General features: G+C 40.3%; 17 protein-coding genes and 1 riboswitch. Of the genes, 10 read left to right on the top strand and 7 right to left on the bottom strand.

The annotated features are described in order from the left end of the window. Positions 1-184 precede the first annotated feature (184 nt). A complete protein-coding gene (locus tag H5161_RS15460) occupies positions 185-997 on the bottom strand; it encodes an alpha/beta fold hydrolase (RefSeq protein WP_182769618.1) in 813 nt (270 codons plus the stop codon). Between the two features lie 297 nt (positions 998-1,294). Here H5161_RS15460 and sbcB point away from each other — a divergent pair, with 297 nt between their 5' ends. Continuing rightward, positions 1,295-2,740, top strand: a complete 1,446-nt coding sequence (gene sbcB, locus H5161_RS15455) for an exodeoxyribonuclease I (RefSeq protein WP_182769617.1) — start codon at positions 1,295-1,297, stop codon at positions 2,738-2,740. Positions 2,741-3,446: 706 nt separating this feature from the next. Here the strand turns inward: sbcB and H5161_RS15450 are convergent. After that, the gene (locus tag H5161_RS15450; RefSeq protein WP_182769616.1) at positions 3,447-4,328 is read right to left on the bottom strand and encodes an NAD(P)-dependent oxidoreductase; all 882 of its coding nucleotides are present in this window, start codon (positions 4,326-4,328) and stop codon (positions 3,447-3,449) included. A 121-nt stretch (positions 4,329-4,449) separates the two neighbouring features. On the opposite strand from H5161_RS15450, the gene H5161_RS15445 reads away from it, so the two are divergent. Then, positions 4,450-5,010: a glutathione peroxidase gene (locus H5161_RS15445; protein WP_024595202.1), complete on the top strand. Its 561-nt coding sequence runs from the start codon at positions 4,450-4,452 to the stop codon at positions 5,008-5,010. An 88-nt stretch (positions 5,011-5,098) separates the two neighbouring features. Then, on the top strand, positions 5,099-6,079 hold the full coding sequence (locus H5161_RS15440; RefSeq protein ID WP_182769615.1) for a 2-hydroxyacid dehydrogenase: 981 nt from the start codon (positions 5,099-5,101) through the stop codon (positions 6,077-6,079). An 87-nt stretch (positions 6,080-6,166) separates the two neighbouring features. Here H5161_RS15440 and H5161_RS15435 read toward each other — a convergent pair whose 3' ends face one another. Further along, positions 6,167-7,489 (bottom strand): sodium-dependent transporter, encoded by a 1,323-nt coding sequence (locus tag H5161_RS15435; RefSeq protein WP_007375800.1) that lies wholly within the window; start codon positions 7,487-7,489, stop codon positions 6,167-6,169. Between the two features lie 141 nt (positions 7,490-7,630). On the opposite strand from H5161_RS15435, the gene H5161_RS15430 reads away from it, so the two are divergent. Then, on the top strand, positions 7,631-8,398 hold the full coding sequence (locus tag H5161_RS15430; RefSeq protein ID WP_182769614.1) for a 4'-phosphopantetheinyl transferase superfamily protein: 768 nt from the start codon (positions 7,631-7,633) through the stop codon (positions 8,396-8,398). Positions 8,399-8,435: 37 nt separating this feature from the next. Here H5161_RS15430 and lysC read toward each other — a convergent pair whose 3' ends face one another. Both lysC and nhaD read right to left on the bottom strand, forming a co-directional pair. After that, on the bottom strand, positions 8,436-9,827 hold the full coding sequence (gene lysC, locus H5161_RS15425; protein ID WP_182693750.1) for a lysine-sensitive aspartokinase 3: 1,392 nt from the start codon (positions 9,825-9,827) through the stop codon (positions 8,436-8,438). A 75-nt stretch (positions 9,828-9,902) separates the two neighbouring features. Continuing rightward, a riboswitch (Lysine riboswitch) is annotated at positions 9,903-10,075 on the bottom strand. 101 nt (positions 10,076-10,176) lie between these two features. Beyond that, on the bottom strand, positions 10,177-11,424 hold the full coding sequence (gene nhaD / locus H5161_RS15420; protein WP_101217585.1) for a sodium:proton antiporter NhaD: 1,248 nt from the start codon (positions 11,422-11,424) through the stop codon (positions 10,177-10,179). A gap of 222 nt (positions 11,425-11,646) precedes the next feature. On the opposite strand from nhaD, the gene H5161_RS15415 reads away from it, so the two are divergent. The 4 genes from H5161_RS15415 (at position 11,647) to H5161_RS15400 (ending at position 16,904) form a co-directional block, all read left to right on the top strand. Further along, positions 11,647-12,918, top strand: coding sequence for a hypothetical protein (locus H5161_RS15415; protein ID WP_182769613.1), 1,272 nt, complete (start codon positions 11,647-11,649; stop codon positions 12,916-12,918). Between the two features lie 3 nt (positions 12,919-12,921). Then, on the top strand, positions 12,922-13,470 hold the full coding sequence (locus H5161_RS15410; RefSeq protein WP_024605891.1) for a condensin complex protein MksE: 549 nt from the start codon (positions 12,922-12,924) through the stop codon (positions 13,468-13,470). After that, positions 13,467-16,244: an ATPase gene (locus tag H5161_RS15405; protein ID WP_182769612.1), complete on the top strand. Its 2,778-nt coding sequence runs from the start codon at positions 13,467-13,469 to the stop codon at positions 16,242-16,244. The genes H5161_RS15410 and H5161_RS15405 overlap by 4 nt, the downstream gene beginning before the upstream one ends. A gap of 108 nt (positions 16,245-16,352) precedes the next feature. Beyond that, entirely contained in the window at positions 16,353-16,904 is a 552-nt protein-coding gene (locus tag H5161_RS15400; protein WP_024595193.1) for a DUF4136 domain-containing protein, read from the top strand. 289 nt (positions 16,905-17,193) lie between these two features. On the opposite strand, the gene H5161_RS15395 is transcribed toward H5161_RS15400, so the two are convergent. Beyond that, positions 17,194-17,682 (bottom strand): peptide-methionine (S)-S-oxide reductase, encoded by a 489-nt coding sequence (locus H5161_RS15395; protein WP_182715797.1) that lies wholly within the window; start codon positions 17,680-17,682, stop codon positions 17,194-17,196. Positions 17,683-18,022: 340 nt separating this feature from the next. On the opposite strand from H5161_RS15395, the gene H5161_RS15390 reads away from it, so the two are divergent. After that, complete coding sequence (locus H5161_RS15390) at positions 18,023-19,876, top strand: TonB-dependent siderophore receptor (RefSeq protein WP_182769611.1); 1,854 nt, start codon at positions 18,023-18,025, stop codon at positions 19,874-19,876. Positions 19,877-20,259: 383 nt separating this feature from the next. Here H5161_RS15390 and H5161_RS15385 read toward each other — a convergent pair whose 3' ends face one another. Next, positions 20,260-20,523 (bottom strand): YkgJ family cysteine cluster protein, encoded by a 264-nt coding sequence (locus H5161_RS15385; protein WP_007375812.1) that lies wholly within the window; start codon positions 20,521-20,523, stop codon positions 20,260-20,262. 169 nt (positions 20,524-20,692) lie between these two features. Between H5161_RS15385 and H5161_RS15380 the strand changes: the two genes are divergently transcribed. Then, a complete protein-coding gene (locus H5161_RS15380; protein ID WP_182738327.1) occupies positions 20,693-21,871 on the top strand; it encodes an efflux RND transporter periplasmic adaptor subunit in 1,179 nt (392 codons plus the stop codon).

Genomic DNA, 21,871 nt, shown 5'->3' with positions numbered 1-21,871 from the left:
GTAGTCCTGTTGGTTAAGCCGTGCTTGTTGCCGACAACTGAACTTTAGAGAATTAACACAAAACCGACAAACGATTAAAACAAACCTAATAAGTGAATAAATCTAACCTATAGACTTTAGTCTAATGCCAAATTACTAATTTACGGCAATTGGTATTTATACAATCAGCAACCAAACCCACACCTTATTTAGTGCGTTCAAGCAACTTAACTATTTGGGCTACAACCATTTCTGGCTCATCTTTTTGCGGGTAGTGATAACTTTTATTTGTTATAACTATTTCACCTTGAGGAAAGGCATTAGCCCACTTTGAATGTAAGTCGCCCCACATTTCACGCGCTTTGTCGGTAAAAAATAATACCGATGGCTTTTTATATTTTTTAACTGAGGCGATAACAGTCACGGGTATATCAGCAATTTGTGGATAATCAGGCAGCGGGCGTTTTGCCCAAAAATCTAAATACTGATTCGACATGCCATTTTTCATGTCATCAAGCTTTATTGCTGCAATTTCTTTTTCAGCGCGTGGCAAATCAATCGCGCGCATAATATCTACATCGTGCTCTGATGCAGGCTCAATCAACATCAACGCTTTAATCTTATTAGGGTATGTTGCAGCAAATACACGCGCAATATAAGCACCATAAGAGTGCGCAACATACACAACAGGCTCTTCTATTTTCAGTGTTTTAAGTAATAACACAGCCTCAGCTGCATATTCTTCTGAGCTATAGTTTTTCTTTATTTGTGCAGAGCCGCCATTACCAATACGAGAATACCGTATAACTTTAGCGTGCTTGGTAAGTGATTCAAAAATCGGGTCCCAATCACTTAAACCAGCAGAACCACCCGCTTCGAGTAAAATAGTATGTTTACCTTTACCACCTAGCTCGTATTCAACGTCAAAGCCATTTACTTTGACGACAGTCAATTTAGCTAATGCATTATTAGATAATAAAAGTAAGAAAAGGATTTGTATTGTTGTTTTATAAGTCATAATTTAATTAAACTTCACCATTACTTGAAACAAATATTTGATCACGCAACTTTCACCATGCTCTAAACCTCAAAAGATGCAATCTTCCTTAAGTATCTTTTTGAATATTCTTACTTCATATCTTACCTCAGATTAAAATTGTAAAAAAATTACTTTCGACTAGGAATATACGTAACCTCATTTATCACCCAAACCTATAAACTCCCTCGCCCATATGCCATAATCTAAATAATTCATTATTTTAGTAACTTGGCGTGTATTTAGGCGCTTTTAAGTTAACTACTCAGGGTTTTCAGCATGGCATATCAAGAGCAAAATCAAGCAACAATCTATTGGCACGACTACGAGACTTGGGGGGCGAGCCCTCAAAAGGATAAGCCGAGCCAGTTTGCGGGTATTCGTACCGATCTTGATTTAAATATTATTGGCGAGCCACTTATTGAATATTGTAAGCCGCAAGCGGATTACTTGCCTAACCCTGAGGCATGTTTAATCACGGGTATTACGCCACAAGTGGCGATGCAAAAAGGTTTGGTTGAGGCTGAGTTTATAGCCAAAATTCACGCTGAATTTAGTGCGCCAAACACCTGTGTGGCTGGTTATAACAGTATTCGCTTTGATGATGAAGTAAGCCGTTATAGCTTTTACCGTAACTTTTACGACCCGTACGAGCGCGAATATAAAAATAATAACAGCCGCTGGGATATTATTGATTTAGTACGTGCATGTTATGCGCTGCGCCCTGAGGGCATTGAATGGCCGTTAAAAGAAGACGGCAGCCCGAGCTTTAAGCTTGAACATTTAACGGTAGCTAATGGCATTGAACACGCCGCAGCGCATGATGCACTAAGCGATGTAACCGCCACTATTGCACTGGCTAAGCTAATAAAAGAAAAACAGCCAAAGCTATATAACTTCTTTTTTGGGCTGCGTAATAAAAAAGCCCTTGCTGAATTGGTTGATGTATTTAACATGACGCCGCTGGTGCATACCACGTCGCGCATACCTGCAACGCAAGGCTGTACAAGCTGGGTTGCACCAATGAGCTTTCATCCAGTAAATAAAAACGCGGTTATTTGTTTTGATTTAACTCAAAACCCGCAAGTACTCATTGATTTAAACGTAGAAGAGTTACGCAAACGTTTATACACCAAACGTGTAGATTTAGCCGAGGACGATTTACCTGTTGGCTTAAAACTAGTGCATTTAAACAAGTGCCCTATTTTAGCCCCAGCTAAAACGTTATTGCCTGAAAACGCCGCTCGCCTTGGGATTGACCGTGAGCAATGCTTAGCTAACTTAGCTATTTTAAAAGCCAATACCGACCTTCGCGATAAAGTAACCGAAGTGTTTAACGAGCAAGGTGATTACAGCGCAACTACTAACGTTGACTACTTACTTTACGATGGTTTTACAAGCCATGCTGACAAAGCTAAATTTGCGATTATTCGTGATGCAAAACCAGATGAATTAGCTGGGTTGAATTTAGACTTTGAAGATAAAAAGTTTAATACGTTGTTATTTAGATACCGCGCACGTAACTGGCCTGAAACGCTAAACCAGCAAGAGCTTGACCAATGGCGCCAGTATTGCCAAAACAAGTTAATGCACGGGGAAGATCAACCATCGATTAATGCGCAAGATTTTATGATCACCCTTGAAAACCTAGCGCATGAACATGACGACAGCGAAAAAAACCTTACAATTTTAAAGGCGTTGTATAACTACGCTCAAAGCATGTAATTTGCTTTAAGTTTGTTTATAAATATCTGTACCACTTCAAACAAAGCAAAATCTATTTCACAAAGAGAAGCGAATGAGGAGTAAATGAGAAGACATAAAAACAATAATTTTTTAGATCGATTACTTCCTCTAAAAGCGCAGCGCCTCTAAACCTCTTTGTAAATAAATTACTTTACGGGCTTTGCCCGTCACGCAAGCAAGCTTCGCGTCTACGAAACAACAATAAACTATACTTTGGGGTATACGTAGAGCTCGCTCACGTGAAAAGCATAGCTTTTAATTACTTAAATAAAACTCTATTCACAAAAGAAGCGAATGAGGAGTAAATGAGAAGACATAAAAACAATAATTTTTTAGATCTATTACTTCCTCTAAAAGCGCAGCGCCTCTAAACCTCTTTGTGAATAAATTACTTTACGGGCTTTGCCCGTCACGCAAGCAAGCTTCGCGTCTACGAAACAACAATAAACTATACTTTGGGGTAAACGTAGAGATCGCTCACGTGAAAAGCGCAGCTTTTAATTACTTAAATAAAAATCTATTTCACAAAGAGAAGCGAATGAGGAGTAAATGAGAAAATATAAAGACCAACAACAATCTTTTTATCTATCACTGCCTCTAAAAGCGCAGCGCCTCATAACCTCTTTGTGAATAAATTACTTTACGGGCTTTGCCCGTCACGCAAACAAGCTTCGCGTCTACAGCGTTACTTTTTATGTAGCGCTTCAATGCGTGCTAGTAAGCTTGAGGTGTCGTATCTGCCGCCGCCAAGTGCTTGTACGTCGGCGTAATATTGATCGACCGTTGCGGTCATTGGTAAAGTAGCGCCGTTGTTTTTAGCTTCATCGAGTGCAATGCCTAAATCTTTACGCATCCAATCTACGGCAAAACCAAACTCATATTCACCCGCCCACATTGTTTTGTAGCGGTTTTCCATTTGCCATGAACCGGCTGCACCTTTAGAAATGGTTTCTATAACTTTTTCACCATCAAGCCCAGCTTGCTTGGCAAAATGTAAGCCTTCGGCTAAACCTTGCACTACACCAGCAATACAAATTTGATTAACCATTTTACAAAGTTGTCCCGAGCCAACGCCGCCTAGTAATTGGCTAAAACGACTAAACGCCGCCATAACTGGCTGCACTTTAGCAAATACAGCTTCACTACCACCCGCCATAACCGTTAATACGCCGTTTTCGGCGCCAGCTTGTCCGCCCGATACAGGCGCATCTATAAAGTCGATATTTTGCAGAGCCGCTTTTGCAGCCACTTCGCGTGCTACTTCGGCAGAGGTTGTGGTGTGATCAACCAAAATAGTGTGCGGCAACATGCCGGCTAACACGCCATCTTCGCCATACACTACTGAGCGTAAGTCGTCATCGTTACCAACACACATAAATACAATGTCGGCATTGCTGGCAGCTTCGCGCGGGGTTGATGCAAAGCTTCCTGAATGTTCTGCAGTCCACGTTTGAGCTTTAGCTTGAGTGCGGTTATAAACGCATACGCTGTGCCCTGCTTTTGCTAAATGCCCCGCCATTGGGTAACCCATTACGCCTAAACCTATAAATGCGACTTTCATTGACATAAAAATGACCTATTTAACTGATAACTTAGAAACTAGACCTCGATTATGTCAACCGGTCGATAAAAAAGCGAATGAAAGTCTTTATAAAATTTCCTTAACGGGAAAGGTAAGTAGGTAACCTATGGACAGTATTTATCAATTTAATGCACCACTTTATAACAGCGAAAATTTTCCTCTTAGCCAGTTACAGGGCAAAACCGTCCTTATTGTTAATACAGCGAGTAAGTGTAATTTTTCGGTGCAATTAAACGCACTCGAAAAGCTCTACCAGCAATACAAAAGCAATGGTTTTACTGTGCTTGCGTTTCCGTGTAACCAGTTTGGCCAAAATGAGCCGCTTGATAATTTAGCCATTAAAGACTTTTACCAAGATCAATTTAATATCTCGTTTGAGGTATTTGGTAAGGTAATGGTAAACGGGCCAGAAACACATCCGTTGTTTAATTATTTAAAGTCGCATACGCGGGGTATTTCGCAAAATCGTGCAATTAAGTGGAATTTCACTAAGTTTTTAATTAACTCACAAGGGCAACTTGTTGCACGCTATGCACCGCGTACTAAGCCCGAAACACTTAAACAAGTAATAGAAAGCAACTTACTGCAAGCTGCAAAGTTAAGCGCTGCAAGAGGTGGTAAAAAGGTAGCATCAAAAATACCTTTGTTTACGCCAGCTAAGGCTTAATTTAAATCAATAAAATGCGTGTTACTAAAGCACAGGTTTATAAAGTAGTTTATTGTATTGATACTTATTAAGTGTCGAGGCTATTACCATGAACATTGCTTTTTTTAGTACTCAAAAGTACGAACTGCCTTTTTTTGAACAAAGTACACGCGATCATCGTGATATAAAAATAACGTATTTTGAGCAATCCCTGAGCGAACAAACGGCTATTTTAGCAAGCGGGTTTGATGCCATATGTGTATTTGTAAACGACACCGTAAACGACACGGTTATTGAACAATTGGCAAGCCAAGACATAAATACTATTTTACTGCGTTGTGCAGGATTTAATAATGTTGATTTACCTGCAGCAAAAGCACATAAAATTAAAGTATTACGCGTACCGGCTTACAGCCCAGAAGCAGTAGCCGAGCATTGTATTGCACTTATGCTCACGCTTAGCCGTAAAACCCATAAAGCGTATAACCGCGTACGCGAAGACAATTTTGATTTAAACGGATTGCTTGGTTTTAACTTGCACAATAAAACCGTGGGTATTGTAGGTTGCGGTAAAATTGGCCTTGCGCTGTGTAACATTTTAAATGGCTTTGGCGCTAAAGTATTAGTGTGCGACCCATACGCGCAACCTGGCAATTATACAATTACCGATATAGACACCTTGCTTAGCCAAAGCGATGTGATTTCTTTGCATTGCCCATTAACGGAACAAACTCATCATCTAATAGATGATGAGGCATTTAGTAAAATGAAAAACGGTGTTATGCTTATTAACACCTCTCGCGGGGCACTGCTTAACAGCAAAGCGTGCATTAATGCACTTAAAACTAAAAAATTAGGGTATTTAGGGCTCGACGTTTACGAGCAAGAGTCGGAGCTGTTTTTTAAAAATCACAGCGACGAAATAAACCAAGACGATATATTCTCGCGCTTAGTGAGCTTTAAAAATGTTTTAGTAACGGGGCATCAGGGCTTTTTTACCCAAGAGGCACTCACCGAAATAGCAAACACAACCCTACTTAACGCGCTTGAAGTAAATGAAGGTAGGCCTCTAACTAATGAGGTTTTATAAATACCTTAGCTTTACCTAAATAATAGGCACAAAAAAGCGAAGTTAGTCTCTTCGCTTTTTTGTTTAAAAATTTACTTTAAATAGAGCTTAGCCAAACGCAACGTTTGCAAATACCAAGGTCATTAATATTGGGCAAACAAAACGAATATACTGAGCAAACCAGTAATGTACGCCTGTTGTTGCTTGGTGTAATTTATTACCACGCTGCCACATCCACCCTACTGTAATAAAGTAAAATAAACCCATAAGCGGTAATTGGTATTGAGTAAATAGCATAATTACCAAACCAAATAACCAATCAAAATTTAGTATAATGGCGCTTGCACACACAAGTACAACGGCGCTTACTGCCCACGTTGCTTTGGTGCGGCTAACGTTGTGATTTTCGACTAAAAACGCTACCGGAATTTCGGTGGTCGATATAGTTGACGTAACCGATGCGATAGACATTAATACAAAAAATAATAAACCAACTAATAAGCCAATTTCGCCCATGGTGCTAAATAGCTCAGGTAAAATAGCAAAAATAAGTTGCCCTTCGCCAATCAGTTTACCGCCACTAAATACCTCTACACCGTTGTGCTGCGCCACATAAATAGCAGGAATAATAAGTAAACCCGCTAAAAAAGCAACGCCAGTGTCAAGTAGTGCAACACCTGCGGTGAGCTTTGGTAAATTAGCATCGGGCTGTAAATACGAGCCATAAATCATCATGCAGCCTACACCTAACGAGAGCGAAAAGAACGCCTGCCCCATTGCGGCAATAATTAAATTAGGGTCGAGTATTTGGCTAAAATCAGGGATTAAATACGCAGCAAAGCCTTCGCTTGCGCCATCGAGTGTTGCAATGTAGGCAATTAAACCAACAAGCAGCACAAGTAATAGTGGCATTAAACGGCGCGACCAGGTTTCGATTCCCGATTTAACCCCTTTTAAAATAATACTGGCAGTTAAAATAAGCATAAGTGGCGTAAATACAAAATTACGCAGCACTGAGTCGCTATGTAAAAATTCGCTTGCGCCTGTGAAACCTAAAAAGGTTGTTATGGGTTCAATAGCGTACGAAAGCATCCACCCTGCCACTATTGAATAAAAACTTAGCATAACAACTGCGCCTGCAAGGCCTATGTAACCGGCTGCTGCACCTACTTTACGGCTAGTGTTTTGCCATGCATCGCCCAATGCTTTTACCGGGTTAGCTTGTGCTTTGTGACCTAAATAAAGTTCGGTATAAAGCGCAGGAAGCGCAAGTAAAAATATAACAATAAAATAAACCAGTAAAAAAGCACCGCCGCCATGGTTGGCCGCTTGCGTAGGAAAACCCCAAATATTACCCAAACCCACTGCTGCGCCAGCAGCGGCTAAAACAAAACCAAGTCGGCTTTGAAACCCATCACGCACTTGTGCCATACATCTACAAATCTGTTATTATTTTGATTATTGTGAATTAAACCATATTTCATGCCAGCTGAGTAATAAAATTGTACCCAGCCTTTATTAGTGGCACTAACCGCTCACAATATCAGCGACTTCTTTTGCTTTAGGGCTTTTATGACTGAACACTATTTTAAAAACGCCTTGAGTATTACTTCAACTCAATTGGCAAATTTGTCTTTAGCGAGTAACAGTATTTTATTATTTAATGCTAAAACACTTGAGCTTAGAGACTTTAATTTGCCCGATTGCTTAAGCCCGTTTGAATTAACTATTATAAACCGCCGTAAAAGCCCACAAGCTAAGCAAGAGTATTTAGCTACGCGGTTATTGTTAAAACACCTTATTAAAGTAACGCAGCCGCAACATACGCATGTACCCCTTAATAAAATGAGTACCGAATTTGACGAAGCAAGCTCAAAGCTGCAAATACATGTGAGTGGTGATGTTATAAATACCTGTATTTCACACTCGCATGGTTTGGTTGGGGCCGCGCTAAATTTTGATAGAAGTGAGTTTGGTTTTGATATTGAAAAAGTAAGCCTAAAGCGCCCGTTTGAAAAGCTCGCTAAGCATTTTTATCATAATGATGAAATTACACTTATCACCAAGCCCACTAATACCCAAGCCCAAGCAGATACATTTTTTAGAATTTGGACATTAAAAGAGTCACTTGCTAAAGCCACCAGCCGCCCTATTGCAAAGTTACTTAGCCCTAATGTGTTTGACGAATTACATAGTACAAAGCTGAGTGCTTGCAGTAATCGCGTTACTGTAGCTGATAGCAGTGACAGCAATGTTTGTTTTGATGTGAGTGTGGTGCATAAAAAAAGCACCGACTGGCGATGCTTTTTATTAAATGACTTTATTAATCAGTTTTGTTAAGTGATTTTACTAGTTAATTTTCCTGAATAACCGTTATTTACGCGGCAAAATCATTTTCTAATAAACGACTATGAATAGACTGTACTACGTTATCTGACTCAGTTTGCTCTACTAAAAAGCACAGGTTGTGCTTACTTGCACCGTGACAAATTAATCGAATGTTAAAATCTTTTAGCACACTCATTAAGTTCATTTCGTGTTGGCGTAATTGAATCTCAGAGCCAATAAGTGCCACCAATGTTAGGTTGTTTTCTACCGAAACATGGCAAAACTCTGCAAGCTTATCTAGGCATTCTTGATCAAGCTCTGGGCGCGAGGCGTTTTGCGCGTTATCAAGCGTTATAGCCACACTGATTTCTGATGTAGTTACCAAATCTACCGATATATTGTATTCACTTAATAGTGTAAATACGCGTGCTAAAAAGCCGCTTGCTAGTAGCATTTCTGGGCTTTTAAGCGTAAGCAATATTTGGTTTTTACGTTGCGTTACTGCGCGTATACCTGGTTGCTGCGATTTTTCGCGCTCAATCCACGTACCGCCACGCTCTGGCTCGCGGCTAGAACCTACAAACACGTTAATGTGGCTACGGCTCGCTGGTAAAATAGTTGCTGGGTGTAATACTTTTGCGCCAAAGGTTGCCATTTCAGCGGCTTCGTCAAAACTTAAGCGTGCAATAGGCGTCGCTTTTGCGCACAAACGCGGGTCGGTGCTAAAAATGCCCACTACGTCGGTCCAAATATGCACACTTTTAGCGTTAATCGCTTCAGCTAGTAATGCAGCGCTGTAGTCTGAACCACCACGTCCTAGCGTTGTGGTGTGACCGTATTCGTCACTACCAATAAATCCCTGAGTTACAATTACTTGAGCGTCTAATAACGGAATTAAATGCTCTTTAGCAGCTTGCGCTGTGGCTGCAACATTGGGCGTTGCTTTACCAAATTGGCTGTCGGTTTTAAGTACCTTGCGCACATCAAAGCGATCGGCATTTAAACCTTGTAAACGCAGCACTTGAGCAAACAAATACGACGATAAACGCTCACCAAAGCTAAGTAGCTCGTCGTGTTGCTGATCGGTTGTTAGTGGTTCTTGAGCCAATGTTTGAAATGCTTTTAGGGTTTCGTTAAAGCCAACCGCTAAATCGGCATCTAGCGATAATTCATCTAAAATAGTTTGTTGAATAGCAAGCACGCCGTTTATGTGTTCTTGGCGCTCACTAGGAGTAATGCTTGATTTACACAGTGCAACTAAGTGATTAGTTACGCCGGCACTGGCGCTCACGGCAACAATACGTACGCTTTTATCTGCAACAATAATTTCGCTACAGCGACTCATCGCTTCAAAATTTGCAACACTGGTTCCGCCAAATTTGGCAACGATGTAATCTGATTTTGCGCCTGATACTGTTTGTGGCACTGATTGGGTAGTCATTTAGTCTCCTTTCGCGGTATCCAAACCGCAATAAAACAAGAAGAACTTGGCAAAGGAATGCTTGAAGATAAGTCCACTGCCAGAAGCTCTCCACCTATATTGGTGACAGTTTTGGGGATTCAGCCCCATAAACCGAAAAACAATGACGACGTACCATTATTTTCCTCGGCGAGTACTTCCCTCCTTAATGATCATCGGCTTTCGTCGCCTAACATTAAGTACCTAAGTATCGCACCTCTTCTGAATGCTTTATTAACCAGTGGCTAATAAAACAAAACCCCACTAAGTAGCGGGGCTTTGAAAGTTATCGTTTAGACGTCTAGCTGTCAAGCATTTAATAATTTATGAGTTAAATAAAACTGCCCATGTAATACGAGCCCGCATATCCAACCGTGTAACAAATTAATAAATGCAGCGATAAACGCAAGTAGCTCATAAAGGTAAGCGCTTTAACTTTACTCATGGCAATAATGCCCGCAGCCGAACCAATAATAAGCATTGAACCGCCCACACCCGTTGCATACGTAAACGACAACCAATGTTGTTGGCTCATTACTATATTGGCTTTTAATAATGCAGCGGTAAGCGGTACGTTATCGACCCCAGCTGATAATATGCCCATTAAGTAGTTTGCGTATTCTGGTGCCATTACCGTGTATAGGTCGGTAAATTTACTCAACATACCAATTTCTTTAAGTGCGCCAACAAGTAAAAGTACACCTACAAAAAACAATAATGTGTCGTATTCTATATCGCGAACAAAATCGATTATGTCTTTGTTTATGTCTTTTTTGCGCATTAAAAATTGCGCCACTAAAAACATCACTGATAAGCCAAACAAAAAGGTTAATAAAGGCGGTACGCTGTAAATTACACTCAACGTAAGTGTGCTCACTACGGTAGATAAAAATATAACAGCAATGGTTATGTCGGTTTTTTCAATGCGGGTTTTACCTGCACTAGCAAACTCAACACGCCCTTTCATACCTATAGACAGTAACGCAGCAAGCAGCATAACGCTTGCAAGTGCTGGCGCTATAAGTAGTAATAAATGAGCAATGGTTACTTTGCCATCTAAAAATATCATTAGTGTGGTTACGTCACCTGTTATTAGCGATACCCCACCTGAGTTCACTCCAAACACAATAAGCGTGGCGTATTTAACGAGCTTTTTAGGTTCAAGCTTTAACGACATAACAACCGCAAGCGATATAAGCGTCGCTGTTACGTTGTCTGAAATCGACGAAAACAAAAACGCAAAACCACCCACCAAAAACATGAGCTTTTTTTCGCTAATACTTTTTGGCATAACACGGTGCACAATATTTTCTATAAACCCCTTTGAATTTAAATACGCGACAAAGGTCATTGCAGCCATTAAAAATAGCCATAATGAGGCAATTTCTAAAATATTTTCGTTTAAAAGATGCTGAATCGTATCGGGGCTTTGCCCGTGTAGGGGGTATATAAAAAGAAGAATCCAGCAAAGCGTACCAAAAAACAGCGTGGTTTTAGCTTTATTTACATGGATTATATCTTCTATAACGATCAGTAAAAATGCAATCGCTATCAGGGTTAGAATAATCGAGGAAACCATGGTAGTTAAACAACCTTTGATATAGTTTTAAAGAACACACAAATAACATTCCATTTCATGTGCCTATTTTCGGCGCGAATTTTAGCACTGCCTCTATGCAAAAACTATTATTAAATGGTCTTAAAAACGAATACTATATACAGACAAGGTTAATTAAAAATACGTAATAATGAGTCTTCTAAAAGAACTCAATAATAAAATACTAGGATGTTGTAACCCCTTATGATCCCAGCTAAAAAGCTGCTAAACACCATAACCGAACATTGGGGTGTATTAGAGCTATTATTTAAACGTTTTAAAATGGCTGACTTTAGCCTAAAAGACGTACAAAACGCGATTAAGCAAAAGCAGCCTACGTGGTCAAACGAACGCATTTATAAAGAAACAAATCGTTTGTTAAACCAAGATATTTTAATTCCACTGGCTAAATCCTCTCAGCTTGAAATAAATCGTGCTATTGCTGATTTTGCTACTTTTTTACTGCAAGAAGAGCATTTAGGTTTAGCGCAAGAAATTAGCGTATTAGTAGAGGACCTTGCTCGTTTAGGTAACCGCCTAGATAACGCTGGCGAAATAGAAGACTTTGACGACTTACGACGCTACAGCCGCATTATGGATGATCGGGTGCGTAAAATAATGAAGCTCTATACGCACAACGAAAACGCTATTTTAAATATTGTTGAACAAGCCAAATCAAATAATGCAGTGCAATCGCTGCAAAAGCGTTATAAAGCGGTAATAGAAGCCTTTGACGAATACATAGAGCCAATGCTTGAAATGGTTGATATTCGTGGTGAGTTTCATGCATGTTTTACCCTCATTGAAGAGCAAATAAGTAAGCAAATACTGCACATTGAGCGCTCAGGTAAAGCGTATAACGACAAACGTATGCTGGAGCAATTACGTACCCGTATACTCGAAATGCATTTAATGGGCCGAGAAAGCTTACGTAAAAGTGCCGATATGCTTATGCCACTGCGCGAGGAGCTACGCCGTAATAACTTAATTACTCGCCAAGCAGCCAAAGTACTTGGGCTTGTACGTAAAAATGGCGTAGACAATATGCTAAGTGCTGTGCAACCACATTTTGTAAGCGACGCGCAGCGATATTCGCTTGGTCAGCAACGCCATATTGTGGCTTACATGGCAAGCTTGGTTGAATTTGAACACGAAGAATACCAATTGCCTGACCAGCAAGACGTGCCTGCATTTGTTACGCCTAATATTCCTGACTACAACGATGTTAAAACCAGCTTTGCTAAGCGCTTTAATAAAAAACGCAAAAAGCCGCAGCCCTTGCTGCAATTTTTAGACGAAAGCTATCCAGATCTCGATGCCGACGAAATGCTATTTTTGTATCAAAAATTGGTCAGCGACAGCGATATTAAAATAATTCAAAGCGATGAAAAAGCCCGCGTAAAAATTGCCGGTCAGCACTTTTCTTTATATCCATTTAATTCAGAGCCTCAGCCAGATCCAAAGGCAGGTAAATAAACCATGACACACATAAACTTAGACGAGCTAACTCATCTACAAGCCATTAATAAAAAATTAGTAGCGGGTTATCACATTTGCGAGCAAGACAACGTAATGTGGCAAGAGCTTGACCAACACATAGAAGACTACACCGCCCTATTTACCGCTTTAGGTAACGATTTAAAACACGATAGCCGTGGCTTTTATTATTTTGGTAGCGACGAAAGCACACCCAATATGGGCAAAATATCTCGCGCTATCGCACTCACCATTTACATTTTAATTGAGCACTACGCCAATACGGGTAAAGATCCAATGCGCGCATTGTTTGACGACGTAAACGATTTAGAGCTTATGCAAACGCTGGTGCAAATTAACAAACATTTGTTTGATCAGCTTGAGATATTTTCGGGATCGGATTTGCGTAAAGACGTTTACCTGCGCATGGTGCGCTTAGGTTTAGCCCGTGAAGTAGAAGGCGGCTTTATGCTACAAGCGCCAATTCACCGCTACATAGATGCACTCATGGAAGTAAACGAAGAAACCTACATTACAGAGGACGAGGAATGAAAAATCTATACGGACTAAGCAAACTCGCCCTACTTAACACCGCAGGCTATGCAAAATGTGTGATCCCGCTTGATAAAAGCAGCTCTATTTGCGCGCCCAATAACACCGGTAAAAGCTCGGTTATTAACGCCCTGCAGTTTCCGCTTATTAACGATTTGCGCTTAACAGAATGGGACGGACACGATTTAGATGAAACCCGTAAGTTTTATTTTTCATCCGATCAGTCCTACATTTTACTAGAAGCTAACTTGCCTCATGGCTCGGTAGTAATTGGAGTTGCAGGACTTGGTAAAATTGCCGGTTACGCGCATCAGTACTTTTGTTATCAAGGTAAGCTTGATTTAGAGCAGTATACGCAAGGTAAAACTATTATTAAATTTACCAAGCTGTTCAACCATTTAAAATCGCTTAACTACAACCCTATTGAGCTTAAAGCACAAGAGTTAAACGCGCTGTTGACTGGCGGCGCAACGCCTTTTGACGGCGACATTAACCTAAAAATGATCCCGCTAAATAATGTACAAGACTCTTCTATTTATAAAGAAATATTTAGACGTATTCTTAACTTACATAAATTGGGCGCAAGCGACGTAAAACGCTTTATGCTACGCGTGTTTGAACGCCATATGTCGAACTCTAAGGTCGACTTTTATGAAGTATGGCGTCGCTCGTTTGATAAAGTAAACCGCTCAAAACGCGAATTAAAAGCCCTTGAGTCAATGCAAGAGCCAATAGCAGCGCTTGAATCAATGCTTGAAAACCAAACCGTGCTTAAAGGTAAATTAGCCGCATACGCACCTAAAATTGACCAAGCACTGATTGATTTTGATACCTATCAAGAATCGCAACTTAATGAGCTGGGTATAGCCCTTGAAGATATAGAGCACGAAAAACACGAGTTTGAGCAAAAACAAAGCCTATACGTACAGCAATCGCGTGATATAGAGCGCAGACAAACTCAAATTGAGCAGTGGTTCTTAGATTACGATGCGCTTAAAAGCGAGTTTGAACTGGTAAATAAAGCCACGCTTAAAACCAGCCTGACTCAGTTAAAACAAGATTACGAATCGCTTTCGCACTCTATAACAAGCGCACAAGGGCAAAGCCTACACACACTTGACTACCGCATTAGCGAAACACAAAAACAAATTAAGAGCTTAAAACTGCAACTTAAAAACCTTGAGTTTAATTTGTTTACCCGTATGCGCGAAGACTTATCGTTAAAAGAAGTGGAAGAAATATCGCGGATTTTGAACCCAGATATTCTCTCGTTTGCAACCACCACTAATGGCGATATAACCATTGATGACGAAGACGCGTTTGGGGAATTTTTATCGCTATTAAGTGAAAACGTTAAAGGCGGCGTATTAACGCTACCAGGTGCGAGCATTAAACTTAAAAAGCTCTCGCCTGTGCAAATGCAAAGCGGCGAAAACAAAGAGCAATTAACCGCTCAGCTAAGCGCACTTGAGCATTCACTTAAAGAGTTTAAGCAACAGCGCGATGTTGCTGCAAACGTTGCCGACAAACAAAAAGAAAAAGACGAATTATACGATGAGCTAATGAGCCTCGAGGGCGCCCTAAAACGCTTAGAGCAGTTTGAGGTAATGCAGCAGTCGGTTGAAGCGCAAGCCATGCTAAAAGAGCAGTTATTAGCTGAGCGCGAACAAGTTGACGACTACCTGCAAGATATTCAAAAAAATAGTGGCTCAATTGCCGATCGTCGCTCGTTAATTAAGTCGAAACAAGAGCAAATTAATCGCCAAACTGAGCGTCTGCGCCAAGTTAAAAGCGAGCGAATTGATCATACGCTTGATTTATACAGCGGCAAAGTAACTCCATACATGATTGATATTACAGTCGACTTTGATAACTTAAGCGACCTTGTTCATCACTTTAATAAAGACTGCCAAGAGCTGCGTAATTTTGACATAAACGTACGCAACACCTATTTGCATGTATATAACGCGGGTATTACTAAATTCGACAATGAAAACGATGAGTTTACTAAATACCAAAAGCTAATAAGCGCCTTTCATAATATTGATAACGAACGCGATGCCGTTGAGCGCCAAGCACGTGTTGCGCTTACCGAGGTTGCCGCAACGATTAAAGGCTTGCGAGAAGATTTAGACCGACTTCGCCGCGAAATGAATAGCTTTAATAAAGGCATTAGCCAGCACCGTATTTCAAACCTGCAAGCGTTTAAAATTAACGTCATACCGCGCAAAATGCTGGTTGATAGTATAGATACCATTATCAGCACGTCGCATCAGTTTGAGCAAGGTGACACGCTTGATTTACTTAGCCAAGAACCGTACAGCGAAAGTGCGGTAAACGAAGCGAAAGATCACTTAATTAAACTCGCCTCAGATAAAGCGGGCTTAACACTTACCGATTTATTTGATATTCGCTTTGAAGTGGTTAACCGCGCAGGTGAAACCGAACACTTTGAAAAAATAGATTCTGCAGGTTCAAACGGCACACGTATTACGATTAAGTTATTGTGTGGCATGTTGTTTATTCGTTACTTATTAAGCGATCAGGAACAAAACCTATACCGTATACCTATTTACATAGATGAAGCGGCCGACATTGACCCACAAAATCAAAAAGCAATTATAGAAACCGCACTAAGCTTTGGTTTTGTTCCTATATTTGCCTCAGTTAAGCCGCAAATAAGTTGTGACTACATTGTGCCGATTCGCTCGGTAAAAGACGGTGCACAAAACTGGGTAGATGAAAAAGATTGGATTGAAGTTGAACACAATTAATTGGCCGTTAAGGCAAACCAACTAAACTAAAATATAGGACGTTTAAATAATACACATTTAAACTATGTGTGTTATTTTAAATTAATGCATTTTATTGGAGCAAACGTAATGAAAAATATACTTATTGTTGCAGCGCTAGCACTACTTACGGCCTGTACACAAACCCCTGATTGGGATTACGATAAATCAGCCAACTTTAGTAATTTTAAAACATTTGCTTGGGTAGAAAACGCCAGCCTAACTAAAGACACAAATAATTACCAAATTAATGGCCTAATGGAAAAACGTGTTCGCACTGCCGTTAACGCAGAACTGAGCCAAACACTAGGTATGAGCTTAGTTGATGCAGCAAATGCTGATGTACTTGTTAACTATCATGCATCGGTAGATAAAGAGCTTGAAGTAGATACATTTAATGTAAACTACCGCCCGCATTGGGGTTATTGGGGTACTGGTTTTCAACGTGACACAACCGCGCGTGAATACGAAGTGGGCACACTGATTATTGATATTGTAGACCGTGAATCTAACCAGCTAGTATGGCGCGGCGCAAAAGAAGGCCGATTAAAGAAAAACCAATCGCCAGAACAACGTGAAGCATCAATTAATAAAACAGTGAGCGAAATATTAAGTAACTTCCCGCCGCAAAAGCAGCAGTAAGTTAAAATTAGCTATAAGTAAGTTTTAAAAAAGCTCACAGTACGTGAGCTTTTTTGTGGGTATGTATTTTTGGGACTTCAGGTTTAAATAATTATGAGCTGCGCTCATCACGTCAGCAAGCTGCACGTCTACAAAATACCGGATTAAACTTTACCTGTAGGCGCTATGCTTGCTTGCGCGAGAAGCGATAGCTTCTAATTACTTTATAGCGCTATATTCCATCTTAAATTACGAGCTGCGCTCGTCACGTCAGCAAGCTGCACGTCTACAAAAAAACACCGTGTTAAATTTACGATTTATACTTATGCAGTAACTCAAGCGGTATATGGCAGTAATCATCAGGGTGATTAGTTAGTCGGTCTTGATGCTCAGGATCGCTTGGCACGTAGTTAGTTAGCAGCTCTACCCCTACCACAATTTTATCGGCATCACTGCGCTTGTTTATATAATTGCTTGCTGCATCTAAATGGCTTTGGTTTTTGCTATAAATGGCAGTGCGGTATTTAGGGCCTACGTCATCCCCTTGTTTATTAATACTGTATGGGTCAATAATTTCAAAAAAGTAATCATACAGCTTATTTAGGCTAACGACTTTTAAATCAAAAATGACCTTTACGCATTCGGCATAACCATCGTATTCGCCGTCAGTGGTTTTGCTTGTACCATTAGCGCGACCTGCTTCAGTACTTATTACGCCTGGTAAGTGCTTTAAAAACTCTTGTACGCCCCACAGGCAGCCACCAGCAAAGTAAATAGTATTTTGTTGTGTCGTATCCATTATAAATGTTACCTAATAAGTAATTATACCGATTGCATTAAAATAATGTTCTATTATAGCGCCAAGAAAATAGCGCAATAACAAGGCGAAAATTATGACATATAGTTGTTCTATATAAATAACTTTTAACGCAGTGAGTGCGCTATTTAATACGATAGAATGACCATGTTTTTAATAAAGCCGGTATTACGTAAATGGTTATCAAATGCAGTTATTAACAAATTAATGTACAATCGCGCACAAAATGACTGCTGTTACATTTAATTATTTTATCATGCTCAAATATAAGCTTTGAAATTAATTGTAACCGCAGCTACAAATAAAAAATGACGAGAAACACATGAATCGCACACCACACCTTATAATACCTGCAATATTATGCAGCGTTACTGCATTTGCTAATGCTAATACGCTATCTGATGAGTCGGCAATCGAGAAAATAACGGTTGAGGCCTCACCCACTGCAAATAAGTTGCCAGTAGGTACATTCGACTCGCCTATTTCTAATTTAGAATATGACCCCCGTGTTGATTTACAATCGCGTAATATGGCTGAGGCGCAGGCTGATGTAACTATACGCGGCGGTATTTTCGAAAACACCGGTTTTAGAGTAGGAAGCGTTACCCTGCTTGACCCGCAATCTGGGCATTATTTTGCTGAAATACCCATTGCACCGCAAATGCTAACCGGCCCAGATGTTTTAACCGGTGCCGATAACGCACTTTACGGTATGAATAGCTCTGTAGGTACAGTTTCGTTTGGTTGGAAACCGATTATTACTGGCGGTAGTGTATCCCTTGGTACTGGTACAAACGACTTTAATCTGCAAAGTATTCACGCTGCTAAAAACACACAACTTGATAGCTTAGCTAACTATACTCTGGGCTTTGAAGGTGAGTATTCTCATTCGCAAAGTGATGGCACCATTGATAATGGCGATCATGACTTCTCGCGCGCCTCAGCTCGCGTGCAATTAGCAAGCGAGCATAGCCAAACAGATTTGTTTTTTGGCTCACAAGATAAGTTTTTTGGCTGGCCTAACTTGTACACCCCTTTTGGCGTTAACGAAACTGAAGATTTAGAAACCCGTCTTTGGATGCTTAATCACAAGCAAAACTACGCTGATAACAGCAACTTTGAAGTATCTGCTTATTATCGTACCCATGACGATCACTATATTTACTCGCGCGAAAATCCTAGTGCATTTGAAGCTTTTCATAAAAGCGAAGTTAAATCGTTTGGACTTTCGGGTCGCCATGCACAAAGCGATGCACTGGCAATAAATTACTCTGCACAATTTATTGATGACTCGATTGAATCAACCACACTTGAAAACAACTTTACCTCACGTAAGTATTATAAATTAAGCGTATTGCCTGAATACAAAATGGCGCTTGAGGATAATAAACAACTTACATTTCGTTTAGGTGCTGCGTTTGACGATACAAATAGAGACGACTCTGAACTGTCACTTATTGGTGATATAACGCTTAATACACAAAACAGCAAAGGTTTTGAGCGCACGTTTTATTTATCGTACGCAGAGGCGAGTCAAGTTGCAGGCTACACAGCCATTGGCGGCAGCGACTCTGGCGGGTTATTTAGAAGTAACTACAACCTTGAGCGCGAAACCACATCAAACTTGGAGCTAGGTTTATTACTTGAAGAACAAAGCTGGCAGTTAAACTCGGCTATTTTTTATCGAAAAGATAATAACTTGACCGATTGGACCTTTAATTTTGATTCAACCTCAGCGCGCTTTGCAAACCCAGTAGATATTGATACTGCAGGGGTTGAATTTTTAGCGACTAAGCACTTTGATACAGCAAAGCTTATAGCAAGCTACACCTATTTACATAAATCAGAAAACTACGGCGCAGCCGATATTGATGCCAGCTTTTACGCGTTAAACTTTCCTGATCACCGTTTAACACTTGGCGCTGTGTACAACCCAACTGATATTTTAGAATTTAGAATAGATAACGAATGGCGTACACAACACAAAAATGCACTTAGAAACGGCAATGACAATGCGTTATTTACCCAGCTAACGCTTAAAATAACGCCGCCACAGTTGAGTAATTTATTTATCACCTTAGCGGCAGATAACTTATGGGATGAGTCGTTTGAAGAAATACCAGGTACACCTGGGCGCGGTGAGCAATATACGTTAAGCGCAACGTATAGCTGGTAGAAAATAAAGCCAGCGTTTACGAACTCAATTTATACTTTGGTTTGTAAACGCTGTGTTTATTTATATAAAAGTGCAGTTTTTAGGAAAAAATATTACACAAAGAGAAAAGAATTAGGAGTAAATGAGAAAAACAAAAGCCAACTATTACTTTAAATTAATCTCCTCCTCTAAAAGCGCAGCGCCTCCTCCCCTCTTTGTGAATAAATCAGTTTTACAGGCTTTGCCTGTCACGTAAGCAAGCTTCACGTCTACAAAACAAACACAAGCCTACACTTTGGCGGTAAACGTAGAGCTTGCTCGCGTGAAAAGCGCAGCTTTGAATGACGTAAAATAAATACTCAGTAATAAAATAAGTGTAAATAGATGTGTATTAAAAACGAGGATTAAGTTAGCTCTTCAAGCTCTGTAATAAGCGCTAGGGCTTGTGCATTTGTAGACCCGCACACATCAAGCGTGGCACTAAAATCGCTACATACTTTTGGTCGACTTTCATCACCAAATAACTTACATAAATTACGTTCGTCCAGCTGAATACAACGCTCTCCGGCTTTTTTACCATTTGGCATACCTGGAATAGGCGAACTAATACTTGGCGCAATACAACATGCGCCGCAGCCTAGCCTGCAATTCATCGATTCGGTTTTCATAATTTCCTCGGTATAAAAAACACTTACTTTAATTTCTTTTTAGGAACTTAATTAGTCGCATAGTGAGTTGTAACACACACATGTAATGCTTTGTTACATCTTAAAACAGCTTGTAAACACTTTATTGCGTATTATTGCTCTGTCACCACCAATTATGAAGGAATGCCTTGTGGCTACTACAAAACAAATAATACTCCCAATCGCTGTTTTAGCAGGCGGTATTGCTTTAGCTTTCGCCTTTATGGCAATGAAAAAACCACCCGAAGAAAAGCCAGAGCAAGATTTACGTCCTTTAGTAGCAACACAAAGCGTACTTTTAGATTCTATAACGCTCGATGTTAAATCGTACGGCATTGTTAAACCAAAATATCGTACCGAGCTAATAGCACAAGTTAGCGGGCAAGTTATTTCGGTATCAGATCAATTTGTTGAAGGCGCGTTTGTAAAGCAAGGCGATATTTTAGCACGAATTGATGCAAATGATTACGAAGCAGACTTTATTGAAGCGCAAGCGGGTTTAGCACAAGCAAGCTCAGCACTTGAAATAGAACGCGCGCAAGCACATGTCGCTCAAGCTGAGTGGGAGCGCATTAAGTCAGACTCAAGCGACGCTATCGCATCAGAACTTTATTTAAGAAAACCACAGCTGGCCGAAAAATTAGCGCGTTACCGCTCTGCTCAAGCAAGTGTTAAGCGTGCTAGCCGCAATCTTGAGCGTACTTATATTAAAGCCCCTTATGATGCCATTATTAATGAGCGCACAATTAGCTTGGGGTCAGTAGTAAACCCAGGTAATAGTTTTGGCGCACTAAGCGCAACCTCAGTTGCAGAGGTACGTTTACCGGTTGCCGATCAAGAACTGCAATATTTAAAAAATGGTGGCGTAGGCTCAAATGTTACATTTAACGCAGAATACGCAGGTAAACAAACAATGTGGCAAGCCAAAGTAATTCGCACCGAAGGTGTGGTTGATCAAACAAGCCGCATGAGCTATTTGGTAGCACAACTTGCAACACCTTATGGCGATAAAACACGCCCTCTTCGTTTTGGTTCGTACATTAACGCTACCATTGAAGGTCGCCCGCTTGATAACGCAATTATTGTTGCGCACCACTTAGTTAAAGATAATAAAATTGTAATTTTAAATGACGATTTAACATTGTCGTTTAAAACCCTCAATATTATACGCGAACAAAACGGCATGATTATAGCCAGCCAAGGGTTAAACAATGGCGAGCAAATTGTTACCTCAGCGCTTGAATACCCAACTGAAGGTATGGCAGTAAAAATTGAAGATATTGCGCCTGATAAAACTGATGTAACTCAACTTGCGCTGAAAGAGGAATAA

It is taken from the genome of Pseudoalteromonas sp. SG43-5 (genome assembly GCF_014164345.1).
In the GTDB taxonomy this organism is placed as follows: Bacteria; Pseudomonadota; Gammaproteobacteria; order Enterobacterales; family Alteromonadaceae; genus Pseudoalteromonas; species Pseudoalteromonas distincta.
The sequence above is the reverse complement of the archived record's forward strand: the minus strand, read 5'-3'. Positions and strand labels throughout refer to the sequence as shown.